The organism is Succiniclasticum ruminis DSM 9236, from assembly GCF_900112895.1.
Classification (GTDB): domain Bacteria; phylum Bacillota; class Negativicutes; order Acidaminococcales; family Acidaminococcaceae; genus Succiniclasticum; species Succiniclasticum ruminis.
In genome coordinates this window covers 46,308-66,401 of sequence record NZ_FONL01000007.1, presented here as the reverse complement: position 1 = coordinate 66,401, position 20,094 = coordinate 46,308, and the positions used below count along the sequence as shown (strand labels likewise).

Genomic DNA, 20,094 nt, shown 5'->3' with positions numbered 1-20,094 from the left:
TCATGTGTTGCAGGCGACAGTAAAAATACGGATAAAGTCTCAGCGGATTTTTAAAATACACAGTTTTGGCACAGGAAGTTATTTGCAATTCCTTTTGCCGCATGCTAAAATAAATCGTTATAGTAATGACAGATACAGCTTTTAATTTAACTTTGGTAATTAACGCAAGGAGGTACCGGTTTGCGTAGACGATTTTTTGCGTTTCTGGTTTGGGCTGTCTGCCTTTTGGTAACCTGTACTGCTTCTGCGGCAGCTATGGTTACCGATGTGAACTGGGGCGTTGATAAATTTAATGTACTCCGTATGGTAGTGGACCTGTCGGAAAACGCACGCTATACTGTTGATATTGCCAACGACAGAGAACTGCAGATCAAAGTCAGCGGCGGACTGGGTCCCAAGGTGATCCGGAGAGGGACGATTAAAAGCGATCTTGCAAAAAGCTTCAGCGTGGATCGGGACCAGGCTGGTGTCGTTGTCCGGGTTCCCATGACAAAAAAAGTAGAGCGCCCGGATGTAAAGAGCTTTATCCTGAAAAAGGATGGTTCAACCGGCAGGCCACCCCGTATCGTGGTGGATGTTTCAACTAATAAGGTGAAAAACGCTTCCATGAAATATGGGGCAACTTCCGTGCGCCGTCCGGTGATCCGCCCCTCCCAGGGACCTTCCACTCCGGTAGGCAACCGCGTCAACTTTGCTACCACCGGCGGACTGAAAGGGAAGCGTATCACAATCGACCCGGGCCACGGCGGTTCAGACCCCGGAGCTATTGGCCCTAAAGGCAACAAGGAAAAAACATCCTCCCTGCTGATTGCCAATTACCTGAAATCCTATCTCACATCGGCCGGCGCCCTGGTGTCCATGACCCGGACCTCGGACAAAGATGTTTACGGCCCCTATGCTTCGGCAAAAAACGAACTGCAGGCCAGGGTGGATGTGAGTACCCGCAATCGGGCAGACGCTTTTGTCAGCATTCACCACAATGCTAACAATAACCGCAGCATTGGCGGAATTGCTACTTATTATTTCCCCAAATCCGGTTATGATTACAAGCTTGGCAACGCTATCCAGAAGAAGATGGCGGCGGCTTCCAAACTCCGGAATTTAGGAACCCAGCAGGCAAACTTCTATGTTGTAAAACGATCTTATATGCCAGCGGTTCTGCTGGAAGTTGGCTTTCTCAGCAATTACAGGGAAGAACAGCTGATCAGCAGCGCATGGTTCCAAAAGACCATTGCCAAAGCTGTGTTTGACGGTTTAAAAGAGTATTTTGGCGGTTGAGGACAGGAGGCGCGTAACAATGTTGAAAAAAATAAGCTTGTTGCTGATGCTAGTCCTGTTGTTGACAGTGACGGGATGTGAACCGACGGAGAAACTGACCGGGAATAAAGGTGAGGTTAAAGATGTTACGGGGCAGAAGGATCCCATTACTACCGTTGTGAAAGATCCGAATCCCCTGACCAAAGAATATGTGGTGTACCGTGTTCAGAAAAACGGAGAGGAGATTCTGATCCCGGAGAAGGTGCGTTACGCGCCCGGAAAGAAAACCCGGGAAGAAGCGGCGCTGGAGGCCTTGATCCATACGGATCCGGTTTCCAAACAGCTGATGAACCTGTTCCCTCCGGGAACGGATGTGCACAGTGTCAAGGTCAGCGGAGATACGGCTACGGTGGATTTCAACCAGAACTTTGCCTCCAGGGGGCAGGGCTCCTATAATGAGCGAATGATGGTAAACACTGTTGTCTGTACCCTGACTGAATTTCCGGAAATCAAAAAAGTTAAATTTCTGGTAGATGGCAAAGAAATAGATACCATCAGCGGTCATATGGATCTGCTGGATCCGTTGACGAGAAATCCGGACGTACTGAAAAAACCGGAAAAGAAGAAGGACGAGAAAAAGTAAGGAGAAAAAAGATTTATGGATACTCACTCGCGTAATAAAAAGCATCAGGCTGAAGCGGCTTCTGACAATGCAGGGCCTGTTCCCGAAACCCGGCCGGATCTGACCGGCATAATCTGGCAGAAGGAGTCAGGGAAACGTACAAGCCGTTTCTTTCTGGCTGATGAAAACGCGACAGAAAATTTTGGCAGGCTCCTGGGAGCGCTGGCGGCTGACGGGGATGTATATTGTCTCAGCGGTGACCTGGGTGCCGGCAAGACCCTGATGAGCAAAGGGGTATGTCAGGCAGTGGGCGTGGAGGAAGAGGATGTGGTGAGTCCTACCTTTGCCCTGATGAACATTTATAATGGAAAGACTATGGAAGTGCGCCACTTTGACCTGTACCGGCTGGATTCCCCGGAAGAACTGGCTGATATCGGTTTCTATGAGTATGTTGGCGGCGAAGGGGTCTCGTTGATTGAATGGGGTGATTTGTTCCAGTCGGAACTGCCCCCGGAATATTTACAGGTGAATCTGACAATCGTGCCGGAGGGTCGCATCGTGGAGCTGCTCCCCATCGGTCTCCGGTACGAAGCCATAAGCAAGGAAGTGTTGCGGTATGTTAACGCTGGCGCTTGATACGGCGACGCGTGTATGTACGGTGGGACTGGTGCAGGACGGACATGTGCTGGCGGAATATGATATTTCCGTCGGCCTGACCCATTCGGAAGGGCTGATGCCCCAGCTGGACCAGATGTTTGCCCGTACAGGGATAAAAAAAGAAAATACAGACCGGATAGCTGTCAGTATCGGGCCGGGTTCCTTTACGGGGCTTCGCATCGGATTGGCGGCGGCGGAAGCGATGGCCTATGCCTGGCAGTGCGGGATCTGCGGAGTCAATACACTGGAGGCTATGGCCTATAATATTCCGGTGGAGGGCGTTGTGCTGGTACCGGTGCTGGATGCCCAGAAGGGGAATTTTTATGCTGCTTTCTATGAGTGGACCGATGGGGAACTACGGAAAGTAAGGCCGGTGGAAATGGCGGACAGGGAAACCTTGCTGCAGCAGCTGCAGGCCTGTGGCAAACCGGTGCTGCTCATGGGGGAATGTGAAAAACTGATGAAAAAGGAATTGCCTGATGGCATTTCTGTTGCGCCGGAGCAGGTACGGCTGCCAAAAGCGTCGTCTGTGGCACTGGCAGCGGAAGACACGGAACCGCTGACGGGGGAAGACGTATTTACGCTGCGACCGTACTACATCCGGAAATCGGAAGCGGAAGAGCTGTGGGAGAAAAGGCATCCGCAGGGATAATGTGATTTTCAAAATGGTCAGCAAGAGTAGTAGTAATATAGGAAAAAAGTTATGGCCTGTATTCCGGTTATGTGAAGAGAAGGACCTGCCGGCTGTGATGGAACTGGATGGGGAAGCGTTCTTCGATCCCTGGAGCCGGGATACCTGGCAGAGGGAATTGCAGAACAGGATTGCGGTCTGGATCGTAGCGGAACTGGACAACCAAATTGCAGGGTATGCCGGTATCTGGAATGTGGCAGGAGAAGCCCAGGTCATGCGGGTGGCAGTAAAAAAGACATTGCGTAATCAGGGTCTGGGTCTTTTACTGACAAAGGAACTGATCAATAAAGCCTGGGAGTCGGGGGCGGAAGCGGTGACGCTGGAAGTGCGGGAAAGTAATATAGCGGCACAAACTGTGTATGAACGCTGCGGTTTCGTATCCAAAGGCGTGCGGCCGGATTATTATGAGGATACCCATGAGGGCGCGGTCATCATGTGGCTGTACCGGTAAAAGGATTATTATGGAACAAAAAGATATTTACATTCTGGGAATTGAAAGCAGCTGTGACGAAACGGCTGCTTCTGTAGTTAAAAACGGACGGGACGTGCTGAGTAACATTATTTCCTCCCAGATTTCCATTCATCGGAAATATGGAGGTGTGGTGCCGGAGATTGCGTCCCGCAAACATATTGAACACATCATGCCGGTCATTGACGCGGCCCTGGAAGATGCTAAGGTGACGCTGAACCGGATTGACGGGGTGGCTGTTACGTACGGTCCCGGTCTGGTAGGCGCGCTGCTGGTGGGGCTGTCTGCTGCAAAGGCCCTGGCCTGGGCTACGGGCAAGCCGCTGCTGGGGGTCAACCATCTGGAAGGTCATGTGTTTGCCAACTTTATCAATGACAAAAATCTGGAGCCGCCGTTCCTGGCGCTGGTGGTATCCGGCGGGCACACGGCCCTGCTGAAGGTGACGGGCTACAACAGTTTTGAAATGCTGGGGCAGACCCGGGACGACGCGGCGGGAGAAGCCTTTGATAAAATCGCGCGGGTTATGGGATTGCCCTATCCAGGTGGTCCGGAAATCGAAAAGCTGGCGTTGGAAGGAAATCCCAAAGCTATTGATTTTCCCCGTGCCATGCTGGACGATCCTTTCCAGTTCAGTTTTAGCGGCATGAAATCCTCCGTCATTAACTACCTGCACAATGAAGAGCAGGCCCGGCGCCCGGTGAACCGGGCCGATGTGGCCGCCTCGTTCCAGGAAGCGGTGACGGATGTGCTGGTGCAGAAAAGTGTGCTGGCCGTTAAGGCTACGGGTTTGAAAGAAATCGTGCTGGCCGGCGGGGTCTCAGCCAATAAAACCCTGCAGAATAAGCTGGCGGCAGCTGCTAAAAAGGCAGGAGCACGCCTGGTACATCCTACTAAAATTCTGTGTACCGACAACGCGGTGATGATTGCCTGCCGGGGGTATTATATGTATCAGGCCGGCGTAATCAGTCCCTGGGACCTGAATGCGGTGCCGGCGCTGAAACTGGGGTATAAAAGCAGCGGGGAATAAAATAAAGTCAAAAAGTCAAAATACAAAAATGAAAAAATGCGATTTTTGCAAAATCACAGGTAAAAATGGGAAAATTACCTGTGATTTTTTCATTTTCATGGTGATTTTTTGAAAAAAAGGCATGATTTTCCAAAAAACTATGAAAAAAATGTAAAATCAGTGAAATTTGTCATTTTGACTATTGCAATTTTTATTTATATGACTATAATGATATTTGGAAGTTGGCACTCCGGATTTTTGAGTGCTAACAGATGCAAAATTATGTTGTTTTAAAACTCTCACAGAGATTTGGGGCCCCGTAATAACGAATTCGGCGGTCCCGCAATAAGAAAGGGGACATAGTAATGTTAAGACCGTTAGGCGCAAATGTAGTTGTTAAGGCAGACGCAGTGGAAGAAAAGACCAAAAGCGGTATTTTTATTCCGGATACTGCTTCCAAGGAAAAACCCATGCAGGGTACGGTTCTGGCAGTAGGTAACGGTGCCATTGTTGACGGCAAACGGGTTCCTATTGATTTAAAAGTCGGCGACTCCATCGTGTTCGCAAAGTATTGCGGAACCACAGTGAAGTATGAAGGCGAGGAGCTGCTGATCCTGGCAGAACGGGATATTCTGGCTGTTGTGGAACCGGACACCAAAAAGAAAAAATGACTTTTGGCCGGAATTTTTATTGAACGGTTCGCGAGACAGATGTAAATGAAATCAATTAACAAAGGAGATAATCAATATGGCAAAACAGATTCTGTTTAACGAAGAAGCCCGCCGCAGCCTGGAACGCGGCGTCGACGCATTAGCAGATGCAGTAAAAGTTACTCTGGGACCGAAAGGCCGCAATGTGGTATTGGAAAAGAAATTCGGTTCTCCCTCCATCATCAATGACGGCGTGACCATCGCCCGTGATATTGAACTGGAAGACCCCTTTGAAAACATGGGCGCTCAGCTGGTAAAAGAAGTTGCCACCAAGACCAACGACGTGGCCGGCGACGGTACCACCACCGCAACCCTTCTGGCTCAGGCTATGATTCGGGAAGGCATGAAGAACGTAGTGGCCGGTGCGAACCCCATGATTCTGAAAAAAGGTATTAAAACTGCTGTTGACGCAGTCGTAGAAGCGCTGAAGAAATCCTCCAAGAAGGTTGTGACCAAAGCGGCCAAAGCTCAGGTGGCTTCCATCTCCGCAGGAGATGAAGAAATCGGCGGACTGATTGCCGATGCCATGGAAAAAGTTGGTGACGACGGCGTTATCACCGTGGAAGAATCCAAGACCATGGACACCCATCTGGAAACGGTGGAAGGCATGCAGTTCGACCGCGGTTACATTTCTCCTTACATGGCTACCGACGCGGAGAAGATGGAAGCCGTTATGACCAATCCGCTGGTATTCATTACCGACCGCAAGATCAATGTGATCCAGGACATCATGCCCGTATTGGAAAAAGTAGTACAGGCCGGCCGCGAACTGCTGATCATTGCAGAAGACGTGGAAGGCGAAGCACTGGCAACGTTAGTTGTAAACAAACTGCGTGGCACTTTCAAGGCTGTGGCTGTTAAGGCTCCCGGCTTTGGGGACCGCCGCAAAGCTATGCTGCAGGATATTGCTATCCTCACCGGCGCTACCGTTATCAGTGAAGAAATGGGCCGTAAACTGGACAGCGCTTCCATGGAAGACCTGGGCAGCGCAGGCCAGGTTCGCGTAAGCAAAGAACTGACCACCATCGTGGACGGCGGCGGCAAGAAAGCGGAAATCAAAGCCCGTGTAGAACAGATTAAAGCCCAGATTCCGGAAACCACGTCCCAGTTTGATAAGGAAAAACTGCAGGAACGCCTGGCAAAACTGGCCGGCGGTGTTGCTGTAATCAAAGTCGGCGCGGCTACCGAAGTTGAACTGAAAGAAAAGAAACTGCGTATTGAAGACGCCCTGAACGCGACTCGCGCAGCCGTTGCGGAAGGTATCGTACCCGGCGGCGGAACCGCATTGCTGGAAGCGCAGACTGTGCTGGACAAAGTGAAAGCAGTCGGCGATGAAAAGACCGGCGTGATGATCGTCCGTCGTGCTATTGAAGAACCGGTTCGCCAGATTGCCCACAACGCCGGCCTGGAAGGCGCCGTTATCGTTGACAAAATCCGTCATTCCAAGAAAGGTGTTGGCTTTGACGCGCTGAATGAAAAATATGTTGACATGATCGAAGCCGGTATTGTGGATCCTACCAAGGTTACCCGCAGCGCGCTGCAGAACGCGGCTTCCATCGCGTCCATGGTACTGACCACCGAGACCCTGGTTGCGGATAAACCGGAACCGAAACCGGCTATGCCCCCCATGCCTCCCGGAGGAATGCCCGGCATGATGTAATATGCCGTTGGGGAAAAGGCATTTTTAATGAAAGCTTTTCTTTGTGGATGAAGCATAACTGATTCAGGCATTAAAACTCAAAAAAACCATAAAAAACAGACTGCAAGAATTTTGCAGTCTGTTTTTTTGTGAGCCGTATTAACGTTATCAGGAATTTGATTAAGACTTTTTTATCAGAAATTGTTTTCCTGTGCGTCAAAGTAAGCGCACAGGCGTGAGCGGTTTTTCACGTTATATCTGTGATACAGCTTGGCCAGAGCTTTCTTTATGGTTATTTCTGCCAGTCCGAACCCGGCAGCGATATCTCTTATCTGCATTCCGCTGCGGAGCATCTGCACCAGTTTTTTCTCCCGTTCAGTCAGGCCGTCATACAGATGCGTGTTCCGGCGGGTCCGGTTTGCCTGTTGGATTGCCAGCATTTCTTCCGGAGAAACTCTGTTGTTGGCGACAGAGGTATGTATGTGCACCAGCTCCCATTCACCTTGTTTTGCGTCTTTGCAGCGGCGGAACAGGAAAGTTTCATGCCTGCATTCCGGGAAGGGTTCTGCTCCTGAGGACCCCACGACCATGTCAACGATTACTTCACACAGCCAATGATCCCAGCCTATGCGCTTGGTCAGGTATTTTTCCTGTAATATGGTACAGGAAAAAGGATTGGCGTACGCTTTGCTAAGAAAGAACTCAAACTTTTTCTTTCCTTCCGCCTGCATGTTTTTCCCGGAACCCAGATAATAAACGTCCGGGGCCAGCAGGGAAAAAACATAGTCCAGGCGGTTTTCAACAAAAACCGTATGCATGATTTTCCGGGAAATGATTTTAATCTGGTTTTCTGCGGTACTTCTCATCATTAATTGCCCCTCAATAATAAAAACATAACAACGAAGCTTAAAATACAATTAAATATACTCTGGTATAATAATATTATCGGATACCATATTAAAAGTCAAATCTGTTTGGAAAATATTTTGTAAAATCGACTGAGATATGATATATTTTTTATGTTGATTTGTTCTGTATTGTTTTGGATGGGGAGGAAACTTAATATGAAAGAAAACCATGAACTGGTGCTGGTCATCGACTTCGGCGCCCAATATGCCCAGCTGATTGCCCGGCGCGTGCGGGAGTGCAGCGTGTACTGTGAGATTGTTCCCTACAATTGTCCGCTGGAAAAGATTAAAGAAATGAACCCGGCGGCTATAATTCTGTCAGGGGGTCCTGCCAGCGTATATGTGGAGAACGCGCCCAAAGCTGACGCAGGTATTTTTGAATTGGGGATTCCGGTACTGGGCCTTTGCTATGGCCATCAGTTTATGTGCCAGGCATTGGGCGGGAAGGTCTCTTCAGCTAATACCAGGGAGTTTGGGAAGACGGCTGTTGAACTGGACACTGATTCACCCTTGTTCCGCAATCTGATTGATCAGAACATCTGCTGGATGAGCCACAATGATTTTGTGTCGGAGCCACCGGCAGGCTTTGAAGTGCTGGCGGTCACCGGTGATTGCCCCGCGGCCGCGGTGGGCAATGCGGAGAAAAAATTCTATGGGGTGCAGTTCCATCCGGAAGTAGAGCACACGCCTTTCGGCAAAAAAATGATCAGTAATTTTTTGTTTGCAATCTGCGGCCTGAAAGGCGACTGGTCTATGAAATCCTTTGTGGAACGCAAAGTAGCGGAAATCAGGGCAAAGGTGGGGGACAAAAAGGTGCTTTGCGCCCTCAGCGGCGGCGTGGATTCCTCCGTGGCCGCAGTCATGGTACACAAAGCCATCGGCAAACAGCTAACCTGCATCTTTGTGGATCACGGTCTTTTGCGCAAGGACGAAGGCGACCAGGTGGAAAAAGTTTTTAAAGATACCTTTGATATGAATTTCATCCGGGTGAACGCAGCGGAACGCTTCTTGGGCAAGCTGAAGGGTGTTACCGAACCGGAGCAGAAACGCAAGATCATCGGAGCGGAGTTTATCCACGTGTTTGATGAGGAATCACAAAAGCTGGGTAAGGTGGATTTTCTGGTACAGGGAACCATTTATCCCGATGTGGTGGAAAGCGGCGGCACAGGCACCAGCGCTACCATCAAGAGCCATCATAATGTGGGCGGTCTGCCGGAAGATATGGACCTGCAGCTGATTGAACCCCTGCGCGAATTATTTAAGGATGAAGTAAGAGCCGTAGGAACCGAGCTTGGCATTCCTGAAGCCCTGGTATGGCGGCAGCCCTTCCCGGGACCGGGTCTTGCCATTCGTGTATTAGGCGAGGTGACGGAAGAAAAGCTGAAGATTACCAGAGAGGCGGACGCCATTTTCCGGGAAGAGATTGCCAATGCAAGGCTGGACCGCACTATCTGGCAGTACTTTGCCTGTCTTCCCAACATTCACAGCGTGGGAGTCATGGGGGACGGGCGCACCTACAGTTATACGGTGGCATTGCGTGCGGTACTGTCTACCGACGGCATGACCAGCGACTGGGCCCATATTCCTTACAGTGTGCTGGATATTATCTCAAGGCGCATCGTCAACGAAGTGGACGGCGTTAACCGTATCGTGTATGATATCACCAGCAAGCCACCGGCCACAATCGAGTGGGAATAAATAACAGAATCCCCGGAATCAGCAAACTGATTCCGGGGATTAGCTTATTCAGATGTCACACGAATTCAGATATCACACGAACCGGCACACATGGTCCACGGCAATATCAGAGAAACCGAACGCTTCCGCTTTCGTCATTTTACCATTGCAGATGTCATGGATGGCATCCACCATTTCCCGCCCCATTTCCTGGTAGGTCTTTTCGCCCCGGACGATGGCGCTCAGATCGATGTCCATGTTGTCTTCCATTTTCTGATAGGTGCGCCCGTTGGCCGTAACTTTTAATACCGGAACGATGGCGTTGCCGGTGGGGGTGCCGCGGCCTGTGGTGAAGATGATGGCCTGGCAGCCGGCGGCAGCCATACTTGTGACTGAAGAAATATCGTAACCCGCAGTGTCCATGACGACAGCGCCGCGTTTGGTCGGAGGCACTCCCTGTTCCAGCACTTCCACTACGGGACGGGTGCCGCCCTTGCGGATGCAGCCCAGGCTCTTCTCGTCCAGTGTGGACAGACCGCCAGCCTTGTTGCCAGGTGTGGGCTGGCCCGCACGGCAGTCCTGGCCCGCTGCGGTCAGATGTTCTTCATAAGCCCGGCAGACTTCAATGATCTGATCATGGATTTCTTTATTGGCGCCGCGTTTGGCCAGTACGTGCTCGCCGCCGATCCATTCAATGGACTCGCTCATCATGGTGGTGGCGCCCATGTCAACCAGAATGTCACTAAGTTCCCCGACGGCCGGGTTGCTGGCGATGCCGGAGGTGGCGTCGGAGCCGCCGCATTCAATGCCCATCAGGAATTCGGAAATGTCAAACAGTTCTTTTTGCTGCATGGCGGCCTCGGCAGCCATATCCCGGGCAGCCCGGACCGCTTTCTCAATCGTCTTCAGGGTGCCGCCCTCGTCCTGGATGCCGAAAGAAACCACCGGTTTGGAAGTCATGGCCTGGATTTTTTCACGGAGTTTGTAGTGGGGGACCGTTTCGCAGCCCAGACCGATAATTACCACACCGTACACGTTGGGATTGCAGGCAAAGCCGGTTAGCACTTTCTGGCTCATTGCTGTGTTGGCAGCCACGTCGGAACAGCCTGTGTTGAATACGATGTTGACAGCTCCCCGCACCTGGGATGCCACAATGCGGGAACTTTCGCTGCCGCAGGCACAGCCCGGAAGGATCAGTACATGATTGCGGATGCCGGGACGCCCTTCCGCGCGGCGGTAGCCCCAGAACTTAAACCCTTTCAGATCGGGCGCGCCGCCAGACTGTCTGGCACACATCTGGAAATCTGCAGGCGCCAGCTCACTGTCGTAATCCCGGGGCACGCTGAACAGATTGTGGTCCGCTACCCAGCCACCTGCCGGAATATCTTCCGATACCGTGCCCAGGCTTTCACCGTATTTGATGACGTGACCGCCTTTGGGAATGTCTGTCAGCGCGATTTTGTGGCAATAGGGGATATTCTCTTTTGCCACAACAGAGCAGATTTCCTCTCCCTTCCGGTAAACGGCTTGGCTGCCTGCCGGAACTTCCGTCACGCAGGTGACCACATTATCGGTGGTGTCCATCATGAGAGCATTGATTTCCATGGTGTGTTCCTCCTCATCTGAATTATTATCCATATCCTTTACATTATCCACTACAAAAACAATATCATAGTTTTGTTGTGAAATCAAATTCGAGATGCTATAATTTATCTATATTACTATTATTCCAGGTCACTGTTTTTTTGGAGGTTTGCATGGAAACACTGAAAAGCATCGTGCTTATGATTGATGCGGACAATACACAGCTGTCAAAAATTGAAAACGTCATCCAGGAAGTGTCCACGTACGGGCGCATTGTGGTGAAACGGGCCTACGGCAATTGGAAGAAAGAGGCCCTGAAGAACTGGGAAAACGAACTGAAACGTCTCGCTATCAAAGCGGAGCAACAGTTTGATTATGTGTCCGGCAAGAACGCTACGGACATCGCCCTGGTCATCGACGCCATCAATTTGCTCCACAAAGGAATCTACGACGCCTTTGTAATCGTGGCCAGCGACAGCGACTATACCCCGCTGGCCATCAGCCTCCATGAATCCGGCGTGTATGTCATCGGTATCGGCGAAAACAAAACTCCCAAGTCTTTCCGCAACAGCTGCGACGAGTTTATCTTCCTGGAAAATATCGGAGTCGAGAAGGAAACCGCTGTGGCGGAAGAGCCTTCTGCTTCCGAAAGCGTAACCGAAAACAGCAAAGCAAAAGTGAAAAAGCATGAGAATATAAATGAAATTCACAATCTGCTCCGCATCGCTTTTGATAAATTTCAGATCAATGATGACGATACGGATAACTATGTGAACATCGCTTCTGCCGGACAGTTTATCCGGCGTGCGAAACCGGACTTTGACGTGCGGAACTTTGGCTTTGAAAAATTATCAAAACTGATAGAAGCGTTCCCGGAAAAATATGAATTAAAGAATTACGAATTCAACGGCAAGAAACAGATCGGGTACAAATGCAAGAAAAGCAAGAGCAGAGGAAAGAGGAAGTAAGAGAGCAAGATGATTCCATAGAAAACGGATTAATCTTTTTGCGTGTAATAAACTCTTTGTTTTTGGATAATAAGGTTAAATAAAATGAAAAGAATTAAGATTACCGTACTACGCAAAGTCTGCCACAAGGATTTAATGGAAAAATACGAAAATCCGATGGAGCACGCCTGCGATATGGAAGAAGGGCAGGTGTTCATCGCCAACGGCTGGCAGCGGCCGGAGGGTCTGTGTGAAAGCGCATGGGAAACCATGTCGCCCTTTGTGATGGCGCTGTCTCACGGGGCAGAGGATTTTTACGAAGGCTGGATGAAGAATCCGAAGTCGGCTATGATTTCCTGCAATGACGGCTTCCGCCCGGTGAGTTTTCTGATAGAAACGCTGGATGAGGAGGTAAGACCTTGAAGCTTACGGTGCTTGTGGACAACAATACCTATATCGACCGGTATTATCTGGGGGAACCGGCCCTCAGTTTTTATATTGAAGATGGGGGAGATAAGATTCTTTTTGACACGGGTTATTCTGATGCGTTTATCAGAAATGCGGAGAAGATGGGGATTGATCTGGGAGCGCTGACCTGCATCGTACTCTCTCACGGGCACAATGATCACACCCGCGGTCTGCCTTTTTTGTGGGACAGATGCAATCTGAAAAATGTAAGGCTGGTCGCCCATCCCGGGGTGTTTATGCCGAAACGGTACATGGGTCTGGACGTAGGCGCGCCCTTTACCGGGGAGGGCTGTCTGGCTCACGGAATGCAGTTGATTGACGGCAGTAAACCGGTGAAAATTACGGATCGGCTGACATTTTTGGGAGAAATTCCGAGAGAAACAGGATTTGAATCAAAAGAGCCTGTTGGCACACTGGGCGCGGATGGCCCGGCAGACTTTGTAATGGACGACTCTGCTCTTGCTTATATGGGGAAGGACAGCCTTTTCATCATCACCGGCTGTTCCCACAGCGGTATTTGCAATATTGTTCTGCAGGCATTGCGTTGCAGCAAAGCTGAATATATTACCGGGATTATCGGGGGGTTCCATTTACTGGAAAAGAATCTTCAGTTAGAGGAAACAGTTCGTTTTCTTGCTGAAAATACAAAGGGGACGCTGTATCCATGCCACTGCGTTTCCCTTGCCGCAAAATGTGAGATGATGAAAATGCTTCCCATTGCAGAAGTGGGCGTGGGACTGCAGCTGGAAGTGGAATAAAGCTGTTATCCGGATATTACGGAGGAAACCTGTTGCCGCAGCGGAAAGTTTACGTTGCGGAAGGTAAAGAACGTTGACAGGAGCAAATCATCATGGAAGAAGATTTCGCAAACACTGCTGTTTTTTGTAAAGAATGCGGGCATCAATTGAATCCGGGCGATAAATTTTGCCGGGACTGCGGTTCAACGCAGATGCAGGAAGTTGATATCGAACCCATTAACGTGGAAAAGAAGATGAGGCTCCGGGCTGCGGAACTGTTGCCGTGTTTAAAACTTCCTGCCGGTTATATGCCGCTGATGTCGGACGGGCTGCCGGCACGGGGAGGTATGCCGGACCCGCGTGAAATACAAAACCCGGATTATCAGCCTCCGGTATTCCGGCCGATGATAAAGGATCTCTCAATACAACATGACAAGCCGGTGGAAATCAGTTCTACGGAAATCGATGTGTTCAATTTACGTTGTTCTTATTATGCTCCGCCTTACGATAATGAAGAAAAGATGAAATGGTATCCTGCCGGAGACTACTGTTTCCATCTGATCCGCACATCCAAAGGCGCCCGCTGCCGTATCGAATTTCACAGCTACAGCGATAACCGGGAAGAGGAGTTTGATGCGGATACCTTTGCCCTGACCCGTTTGGACAGACTGCTGAAGGAACGTGACGTGGCGCAGCTGGACGGATACTCCGTGCATTCGCCGGAAGCTGCGAACCACATGGATTTACTGGTGCAGTACAGGGGTGGGGAGCACATCACGGCAACCGGCCTGCCTCCACAAAACAACGAATACTTTAATGAAGAATGGTTTATTGATTTTTTCCGTAATCTGTCCGGCGCTTTCGGAAAAAACATTTTTACGGATTCTTTTAAAGAAAAAGAACAGGCTGAGCGGGCAGCTGCCGCCGGATGGATGAGCGCTGTAAACAATGCGGCCGGTACATCATCAGGCAATGCCGCGGACGGGTCCTGGCAATGTGAATGCGGGCAGTATAATACCGGTCCTTTTTGCATCAATTGCGGGCGGGTCCGACCGAAAGCGTAGAATCCTGCTCCCACTAACTTGGAGGAAATAATAATGATCTCATATGTTTGGCCTATCGCGCTGGTGGTCTTTTCCAACACGCTGTACCAGATCTGTGCCAAGGAGGTTCCGGCGGGCATGAACGCCTTTGCGTCTCTGACCGTGACCTATCTGGTGGGGGCAGTGGCCTCCGGTCTTTTGTTTTTGGTAACGGGAAACGGCGCGAATCTTTTGCAGGAGTACGGCAGGCTGAACTGGGCGCCTTTTGTGCTGGGCCTGGTAATCCTGGGACTGGAAGCGGGCTGGATCTATGCCTACAAAGCAGGCTGGCCGGTGAGCACGGCTTTCATCGTGCAGAGTGCTATCCTGGCGGGGTTTCTGCTGGCAGTCGGGTATGCGCTGTACCGGGAACCCCTGGCCTGGAATAAAGTTGCGGGAGTGGTGATCTGTCTGATTGGGCTGTACGTGATTAATTATAAGTAAAAAAATTTCCGAATCTGTTGCTTTCCTCTTGCTTTTTTGACATTCTCTTGCGATAATTTATAGTAGGAGTATGATTTGCATCGATGACGTCATTGCATTCAGTAAAAATTCAACATTTCGGCAGTTTATCCGGTCGTTATCCAAGGCATGACAATGAAGTCAGAGAGATTTTATTTGTCATGCTTTTTATTTGGGGGGTTGTTTATGAAAACACTGTTGGCACACACAAAAGAAATCAATGAACAGCTGGCCCGGTACGGAGTAAAATTCGGAATCTACAAGGACGGAACCTTTAATGAGCGGTTGTTCCCCTTTGACCCGGTTCCCCGTCAGATTCCGGAAAAAGATTACGAGGTGCTGGAAAAAGGCCTGATCCAGCGCGTGACAGCGCTGAACAAATTCATCTACGACATCTACCACGACAAAAAGATCGTGCGCGACGGGGTGGTGCCGGAAGAGTTTGTGTACCGTTCCCCCGGGTATCTGGCCCAGTGCGAGGGCATCACGCCTTCCAAAGATGTGTACAGCCATATTTCCGGCATTGACTTGGTGGAAGGCAAGGACAACGAGTGGTATATTCTGGAGGACAACCTGCGGATTCCCTCCGGCGCGTCCTATCCGCTGATCGCCCGCACCCTGTGCCGCCGCTGCAGTCCGGAAACCTTTAAGCGGTACCGTGTCCGGGACAACCGGAATTACGGCGCCCTGCTGAAACGGACCATGGATTACGTGAACACGGGCGGCATCAACGTGATTTTTACGCCGGGCCGTTATAACGCGGCATACTTTGAACACTCTTACCTGGCGGAACAGGCAGGGGCGGTGCTGGCGGAAAGCAACGACCTGTTTGTGGAAAACCAGACCCTGTATTACCGCACCAGCCGGGATCCGGTGAAGGTAGGCGCGGTGTACCGCCGGGTCAGCGACGAATACATGGATCCCCTCTGCTTCGAACCGTCTTCCCTGATTGGCATTCCCAATCTGATGGACGCGTACCGGGCAGGCAACGTGGCGGTGATGAATGCGCCCGGCAACGGTGTGGCGGATGACAAGGGCATCTACTATTTCGTGCCGAAGATGGTTAAGTATTATCTGGGTGAGGACGCGATCCTGAAGAACGCGCCCACCTACCTGCCCTATTATGAGGAAGACCGCAAGTACACCCTGGACAACATCCACCGCCTGGTCATCAAGGACGTGGCGGAAGCGGGCGGTTACGGCGTGGTGTTCGGCGAAAATCTGACACAGGAACAGCGGGAAGACCTGAAGAACACGATTCTCAACGCGCCGCGGCGTTTTATCGCCCAGGAAGTGATTGATTTTAAGGATCTGCCCATTCTGGATAACGGGGAAACAGTGGAACGCAAGGCGGACCTGCGCGCATTCGTTCTCAGCGGTGAGAATGTGCAGGTGTGGCCCAGCGGGCTGACCCGGTTTTCCCGGAACCCGGACAGCTTCGTGGTGAATTCTTCGCAGGGAGGAGGCTTCAAGGACACATGGATAGTTTGTCAGTAAGCAAGTTGAACCGTCTCTACTGGCTGGGACGTTATTATGAACGGTTGTCTACCACCCTCAGTTACCTGTGGGACTGGTACGACGTGATGATTGACGGCGAGATTAATTATCCCGATTTCTGCCGGAAGCTGAGTATCGACTGCTGTTACAAAGACGATAAAGATTTTATGCACAATTATGTGTTTGATAAAAACAACCCGGATTCCCTGCGTACGGTGGCGGACGCCATGCTGGGCAACGGCATGGTGCTGCGTGAAATCATCGGCAGCCGTACCCTGGCCTATCTGGAACTGGCGGTGATGGGGATGAAGAGCGCGGAGGAAAGCGACAGTCCCACGCTGCCGCTGCAGCGGGTCATCGATTTTATCATGGCCTTCCGTGGCAGTTACGACGACATGATCGACGATGAAAACGTGCGGAACATTATCAAGTGCGCCGCCGGTGTGGAGAGGCTGAGTTTGTACCTGCGCCTGGGCTGGCATCTGGATTCGGTGAAATCGGAGATTGGCAAGCTGATGAAACGGATGAACCGTACGTCGCTGCAGCCGTCCCATGCTTCGCTGCAGGTACTGTTATCCGCGCAAAATCCGGAAACACCGGAAGAGCGCAAGAAGCTGCTGGATGCGGCGGAGAATCTGTTTGTAGTGTGAGGGAGAAAAAGGCAGGCCCTGTTGCAGAATAAAAAGATGCGGCTGTGCCGCAGAGAATTGCAGGCCTGACTGAAGAGGAAGGTGTCCCATGCGTCGAGAATTATCCTTTTATTTTGATACGGTTTTGAATTTTTCGGGTTCCGTGACGGAACATAACTTTCTGTTGCGCTGCATCCCTGCCGATGCCCCGGAGCAGAGCATCCTTTCTTATACGCTGACGGTTTATCCGGACGGGGCGGCTTCATTAGGCCGTGACTCTTTCGGTAACGTGGTGCGCGCGGGCAGGGTAGTGGAGGCCCACGATTCGTTCCGCTACACCCTGCAGGGGATGGCGTACCGTGATGATTCCCTGCGTGTGCCTGAAGAAGCGGCGCCGTTTTACCGTTACGCATCACCCCTGACCCAGGTTACGCCGGAACTGGAAGCGTTTTATGGAAGCGTTGTGAAAGACGCGGACGGTGGTGCGGTACAGGCCCGGTCACAGAACGGCGGGCAGGTACAGGGCGCGTCGGGAGGCTTCAGCACAATGAATGCGTTAGAGAAAGCCCAAATTCTCTGTGCGAAGGTGAATGAGCATTTTACATACACACCCGGTGAAACCAACGTGATGACAACGGCAGGTGAAGCATTTGTCACGGGGAAAGGCGTGTGCCAGGATTATGCCCATGTGCTGATTACTTTGTGCCGTATGGCAGGAATGCCTGCCCGGTATGTCAGCGGGCTCTTTGTAGGGGAAGGAGCCAGCCACGCCTGGACGGAAATCTGGATGGACGGTCTGTGGTACGGCATCGATCCCACTCATAACTGCCCGGCCGATGAAAAATATCTGAAGCTTTGTATCGGTCGGGATTACAGTGACTGCCCGCTGGAACGGGGTGTGTTCTCCGGCTGGGCAAAGCAGACACAGAAAGTTTTTACAAAAGTGACAGACTGAATTAATTCTTGCTTTACTGTTTTCAAGCTGTAAGGAGAACCCATGACAGAGACTGTGATTAAAGCGCCTCTTCCGGTGGGGGAGGCGCTTGTCATTCAGAAAAACCGCATCGCGGGCGCTGACCCGAAAAGCCACCGCCTTTCCGTCGTCACCGGCACTCACGGCGACGAACTGGAAGGACAGTACGTCGCCTGGCAGCTGGCCCGGGTGCTGGAAAGTAAGAAAGATGTGCTGCGTGGCACGGTGGATATTTATCCTGCCCTGAACCCTCTGGGCATCAGCACGATTTACCGGGGTCTTCCGGGCTTCGATCTGGACATGAACCGGATTTTCCCGGGCAGCCGCAGTGAAACCATGTATGAATATATTGCCAACGGCATCATCCGTGACATCAAAGGGGCGGACTTGTGCATCGATATCCACGCCAGCAATATTTTCCTGCGTGAGATTCCACAGGTGCGCATCAATGAAAAAACAGCGAAGGCGCTGACGCCGCTGGCAAAACTGCTGAACATGGATTTTATCTGGATCCACAGCGCGGCTACGGTGCTGGAGAGCACGCTGGCCTACAGCCTGAACATGCTGAAGACGAAAACCCTGGTGGTGGAGATGGGTGTGGGCATGCGCATCACCCAAAGTTACGGGGATCAGCTGATTACAGGTATTTTGTCCGCCATGTCCCATCTGGGTATGCTTACGGAACCGGCGCCGGAAGTCAAGCAGCCGGTGGTCAGCACTGACGGCAGCGTGGCTTTTATCAATGCAGATGCATCCGGCTTTTTCATGCCTCAGGTCATGCACGGGGAGTATGTGAAAAAAGGACAGCTTGTGGGTTTCATTGCCGATGCCCTGAACGGGGTCACGAAAGAGGAACTGTTCAGCCCGGTAGACGGTATGGTCTTTACCCTGCGTGAATACCCGGTGGTCAACGAAGGCTCGCTGATTGCCCGGATACTGGGAGGCATCGAACCATGAGAAGGGTAAAATTATTTACGATAGATGCGCTTCCGTATCGTCAGCCCATCCCGGTGTACGGGTACCGTTTCGGCTCGCGGAAAAAAACGCTGGCTGTGATGGGCGCCATCCGGGGCGACGAAGTGCAGCAGATGTACACGGCGGCGCGCCTTGTGCGTAAATTTTCGGAACTGGAAGCAGCGGGAACTTTTGCGCCGGACTGCGGCGTGATGGTAGTTCCCTGTGCGGGGCAGTTCTCCATGAACGTGAGCAAACGCTTCTGGCCGCTGGACAATACGGACATCAACCGCATGTTTCCCGGCTATGGAGCAGGGGAGACGACCCAGCGCCTCGCGGACAGGATATTTACAGCGCTGCAGGGATATAAATGGGGCGTCCATCTGGCCAGCTTTTATCTGCCCGGAGACTTTGTTCCTCATGTGCGGATCGTAGATACAGGGTACCAGGATAATGAAGAAGGCCTGGACTTCGGTCTGCCCTACCTGGTGATACGCAAGCCGCACCCCTATGACACGACCACGCTGAATTATAACTGGCAGGTATGGGAAACCCGGACATTCTCCGTATATTCCCGCACGACGGACCGTATTGATGAGGAAAGCGCGGAAATGGCGGCGGACAGCGTGCTGCGTTTTCTGGCGAAAAAGGGAATGCTGCCTCATAAAAGGCCTGAGAGCGTGCAACAGTTCCTGTCCGAGAAAGGCATGCTGGGCGGGGAATTTCCGGAAGGTTCAAAAACCAAAACAGTAAAAGAAGAAAAGCTTGTGAACATCCACAATAAAGCAGGCGGCATCCTGATCCGTTACCATCACCCTTCAGATTTTGTCAGAGAGGGCAATCTGCTGGCGGAGATTATAGACCCTTACACCACGGATGTGCGGGAACGGATCTGCTCGCCGGCAGACGGAACGCTTTTCTTTGCTCATCATGCGCAGTTGATAGCAGGGCGTTCCATCGTGTTCCGCCTGATTCCGGGGAAATAAAAAATTGTGAATGCGGTGTTGCACCGGAAGGCACTGAAAAAACAGTTTGCACTGGGTGCCGGCAGGGGACAGAAGAGTTGACAGTGATATTTGAGTCTTCTAAGAAGCAGAGACAGGCAACGCATTGCTGCCTGTCTTT

21 protein-coding genes are annotated in these 20,094 nt (G+C 51.4%); 19 read left to right on the top strand and 2 right to left on the bottom strand.

The genetic code is table 11. From position 1 onward, the window contains the following. The first annotated feature begins 180 nt into the window (after positions 1-180). The 8 genes from BM159_RS06445 to groL all read left to right on the top strand — a co-directional run bounded on the left by BM159_RS06445 (position 181) and on the right by groL (position 7,072). A complete protein-coding gene (locus tag BM159_RS06445; RefSeq protein WP_093913436.1) occupies positions 181-1,278 on the top strand; it encodes an N-acetylmuramoyl-L-alanine amidase family protein in 1,098 nt (365 codons plus the stop codon). Between the two features lie 19 nt (positions 1,279-1,297). Further along, a complete protein-coding gene (locus tag BM159_RS06440; protein WP_093913435.1) occupies positions 1,298-1,900 on the top strand; it encodes a GerMN domain-containing protein in 603 nt (200 codons plus the stop codon). Positions 1,901-1,915: 15 nt separating this feature from the next. Beyond that, positions 1,916-2,515: a tRNA (adenosine(37)-N6)-threonylcarbamoyltransferase complex ATPase subunit type 1 TsaE gene (tsaE, locus tag BM159_RS06435; RefSeq protein ID WP_093913434.1), complete on the top strand. Its 600-nt coding sequence runs from the start codon at positions 1,916-1,918 to the stop codon at positions 2,513-2,515. Beyond that, the gene (gene tsaB / locus BM159_RS06430) at positions 2,496-3,188 is read left to right on the top strand and encodes a tRNA (adenosine(37)-N6)-threonylcarbamoyltransferase complex dimerization subunit type 1 TsaB (RefSeq protein ID WP_093913433.1); all 693 of its coding nucleotides are present in this window, start codon (positions 2,496-2,498) and stop codon (positions 3,186-3,188) included. Before tsaE ends, tsaB begins: the two co-directional genes overlap by 20 nt. Position 3,189: 1 nt before the next feature. Beyond that, complete coding sequence (gene rimI / locus BM159_RS06425; protein WP_093913432.1) at positions 3,190-3,678, top strand: ribosomal protein S18-alanine N-acetyltransferase; 489 nt, start codon at positions 3,190-3,192, stop codon at positions 3,676-3,678. Positions 3,679-3,688: 10 nt separating this feature from the next. After that, positions 3,689-4,723, top strand: coding sequence for a tRNA (adenosine(37)-N6)-threonylcarbamoyltransferase complex transferase subunit TsaD (tsaD, locus tag BM159_RS06420; RefSeq protein ID WP_093913431.1), 1,035 nt, complete (start codon positions 3,689-3,691; stop codon positions 4,721-4,723). Between the two features lie 344 nt (positions 4,724-5,067). Next, on the top strand, positions 5,068-5,373 hold the full coding sequence (locus BM159_RS06415) for a co-chaperone GroES (RefSeq protein ID WP_093913430.1): 306 nt from the start codon (positions 5,068-5,070) through the stop codon (positions 5,371-5,373). Between the two features lie 76 nt (positions 5,374-5,449). After that, complete coding sequence (gene groL / locus BM159_RS06410; RefSeq protein WP_093730215.1) at positions 5,450-7,072, top strand: chaperonin GroEL; 1,623 nt, start codon at positions 5,450-5,452, stop codon at positions 7,070-7,072. Between the two features lie 173 nt (positions 7,073-7,245). On the opposite strand, the gene BM159_RS06405 is transcribed toward groL, so the two are convergent. Next, positions 7,246-7,920: a LuxR C-terminal-related transcriptional regulator gene (locus BM159_RS06405; RefSeq protein WP_093913429.1), complete on the bottom strand. Its 675-nt coding sequence runs from the start codon at positions 7,918-7,920 to the stop codon at positions 7,246-7,248. Positions 7,921-8,115: 195 nt separating this feature from the next. On the opposite strand from BM159_RS06405, the gene guaA reads away from it, so the two are divergent. Then, complete coding sequence (gene guaA, locus BM159_RS06400; RefSeq protein WP_093913428.1) at positions 8,116-9,657, top strand: glutamine-hydrolyzing GMP synthase; 1,542 nt, start codon at positions 8,116-8,118, stop codon at positions 9,655-9,657. Between the two features lie 72 nt (positions 9,658-9,729). Here guaA and BM159_RS06395 read toward each other — a convergent pair whose 3' ends face one another. Continuing rightward, positions 9,730-10,932, bottom strand: a complete 1,203-nt coding sequence (locus BM159_RS06395; protein WP_093913476.1) for a UxaA family hydrolase — start codon at positions 10,930-10,932, stop codon at positions 9,730-9,732. Positions 10,933-11,393: 461 nt separating this feature from the next. Between BM159_RS06395 and BM159_RS06390 the strand changes: the two genes are divergently transcribed. The 10 genes from BM159_RS06390 (at position 11,394) to BM159_RS06345 (ending at position 19,955) form a co-directional block, all read left to right on the top strand. Beyond that, positions 11,394-12,188, top strand: coding sequence for an NYN domain-containing protein (locus BM159_RS06390; RefSeq protein ID WP_093913427.1), 795 nt, complete (start codon positions 11,394-11,396; stop codon positions 12,186-12,188). Between the two features lie 84 nt (positions 12,189-12,272). Beyond that, the gene (locus BM159_RS06385) at positions 12,273-12,590 is read left to right on the top strand and encodes a TIGR04076 family protein (RefSeq protein WP_093913426.1); all 318 of its coding nucleotides are present in this window, start codon (positions 12,273-12,275) and stop codon (positions 12,588-12,590) included. Then, entirely contained in the window at positions 12,587-13,393 is an 807-nt protein-coding gene (locus tag BM159_RS06380; protein ID WP_093913425.1) for an MBL fold metallo-hydrolase, read from the top strand. The genes BM159_RS06385 and BM159_RS06380 overlap by 4 nt, the downstream gene beginning before the upstream one ends. A gap of 92 nt (positions 13,394-13,485) precedes the next feature. Further along, positions 13,486-14,436: a zinc ribbon domain-containing protein gene (locus BM159_RS06375; protein WP_093913424.1), complete on the top strand. Its 951-nt coding sequence runs from the start codon at positions 13,486-13,488 to the stop codon at positions 14,434-14,436. 33 nt (positions 14,437-14,469) lie between these two features. After that, positions 14,470-14,898 carry an EamA family transporter gene (locus BM159_RS06370; RefSeq protein ID WP_093913423.1) on the top strand — a complete coding sequence of 143 codons (429 nt, stop codon included), beginning with the start codon at positions 14,470-14,472 and terminating at the stop codon, positions 14,896-14,898. Positions 14,899-15,102: 204 nt separating this feature from the next. After that, positions 15,103-16,413: a circularly permuted type 2 ATP-grasp protein gene (locus BM159_RS06365; RefSeq protein WP_093913422.1), complete on the top strand. Its 1,311-nt coding sequence runs from the start codon at positions 15,103-15,105 to the stop codon at positions 16,411-16,413. Further along, a complete protein-coding gene (locus BM159_RS06360) occupies positions 16,395-17,063 on the top strand; it encodes an alpha-E domain-containing protein (RefSeq protein WP_093913421.1) in 669 nt (222 codons plus the stop codon). Before BM159_RS06365 ends, BM159_RS06360 begins: the two co-directional genes overlap by 19 nt. Before the next feature lie 88 nt (positions 17,064-17,151). After that, positions 17,152-17,997: a transglutaminase family protein gene (locus BM159_RS06355; RefSeq protein WP_093913420.1), complete on the top strand. Its 846-nt coding sequence runs from the start codon at positions 17,152-17,154 to the stop codon at positions 17,995-17,997. Between the two features lie 42 nt (positions 17,998-18,039). Then, positions 18,040-18,972 carry a M14 family metallopeptidase gene (locus BM159_RS06350; protein WP_093913419.1) on the top strand — a complete coding sequence of 311 codons (933 nt, stop codon included), beginning with the start codon at positions 18,040-18,042 and terminating at the stop codon, positions 18,970-18,972. Then, positions 18,969-19,955, top strand: coding sequence for a M14 family metallopeptidase (locus BM159_RS06345; protein WP_093913418.1), 987 nt, complete (start codon positions 18,969-18,971; stop codon positions 19,953-19,955). Before BM159_RS06350 ends, BM159_RS06345 begins: the two co-directional genes overlap by 4 nt. The last annotated feature ends 139 nt before the right edge of the window (positions 19,956-20,094 follow it).

Bases quoted from the DNA above. Each gene is read 5' to 3' on its own strand.
- BM159_RS06440 (WP_093913435.1), top strand. From the start codon at position 1,298: ATGTTGAAAAAAATAAGCTTGTTGCTGATGCTAGTCCTGTTGTTGACA.
- tsaE (WP_093913434.1), top strand. From the start codon at position 1,916: ATGGATACTCACTCGCGTAATAAAAAGCATCAGGCTGAAGCGGCTTCT.
- tsaB (WP_093913433.1), top strand. From the start codon at position 2,496: ATGTTAACGCTGGCGCTTGATACGGCGACGCGTGTATGTACGGTGGGA.
- tsaD (WP_093913431.1), top strand. From the start codon at position 3,689: ATGGAACAAAAAGATATTTACATTCTGGGAATTGAAAGCAGCTGTGAC.
- BM159_RS06415 (WP_093913430.1), top strand. From the start codon at position 5,068: ATGTTAAGACCGTTAGGCGCAAATGTAGTTGTTAAGGCAGACGCAGTG.
- groL (WP_093730215.1), top strand. From the start codon at position 5,450: ATGGCAAAACAGATTCTGTTTAACGAAGAAGCCCGCCGCAGCCTGGAA.
- BM159_RS06405 (WP_093913429.1), bottom strand. From the start codon at position 7,920: ATGATGAGAAGTACCGCAGAAAACCAGATTAAAATCATTTCCCGGAAA.
- guaA (WP_093913428.1), top strand. From the start codon at position 8,116: ATGAAAGAAAACCATGAACTGGTGCTGGTCATCGACTTCGGCGCCCAA.
- BM159_RS06395 (WP_093913476.1), bottom strand. From the start codon at position 10,932: ATGTGTGCCAGACAGTCTGGCGGCGCGCCCGATCTGAAAGGGTTTAAG.
- BM159_RS06390 (WP_093913427.1), top strand. From the start codon at position 11,394: ATGGAAACACTGAAAAGCATCGTGCTTATGATTGATGCGGACAATACA.
- BM159_RS06385 (WP_093913426.1), top strand. From the start codon at position 12,273: ATGAAAAGAATTAAGATTACCGTACTACGCAAAGTCTGCCACAAGGAT.
- BM159_RS06375 (WP_093913424.1), top strand. From the start codon at position 13,486: ATGGAAGAAGATTTCGCAAACACTGCTGTTTTTTGTAAAGAATGCGGG.
- BM159_RS06370 (WP_093913423.1), top strand. From the start codon at position 14,470: ATGATCTCATATGTTTGGCCTATCGCGCTGGTGGTCTTTTCCAACACG.
- BM159_RS06365 (WP_093913422.1), top strand. From the start codon at position 15,103: ATGAAAACACTGTTGGCACACACAAAAGAAATCAATGAACAGCTGGCC.
- BM159_RS06360 (WP_093913421.1), top strand. From the start codon at position 16,395: ATGGATAGTTTGTCAGTAAGCAAGTTGAACCGTCTCTACTGGCTGGGA.
- BM159_RS06355 (WP_093913420.1), top strand. From the start codon at position 17,152: ATGCGTCGAGAATTATCCTTTTATTTTGATACGGTTTTGAATTTTTCG.
- BM159_RS06350 (WP_093913419.1), top strand. From the start codon at position 18,040: ATGACAGAGACTGTGATTAAAGCGCCTCTTCCGGTGGGGGAGGCGCTT.
- BM159_RS06345 (WP_093913418.1), top strand. From the start codon at position 18,969: ATGAGAAGGGTAAAATTATTTACGATAGATGCGCTTCCGTATCGTCAG.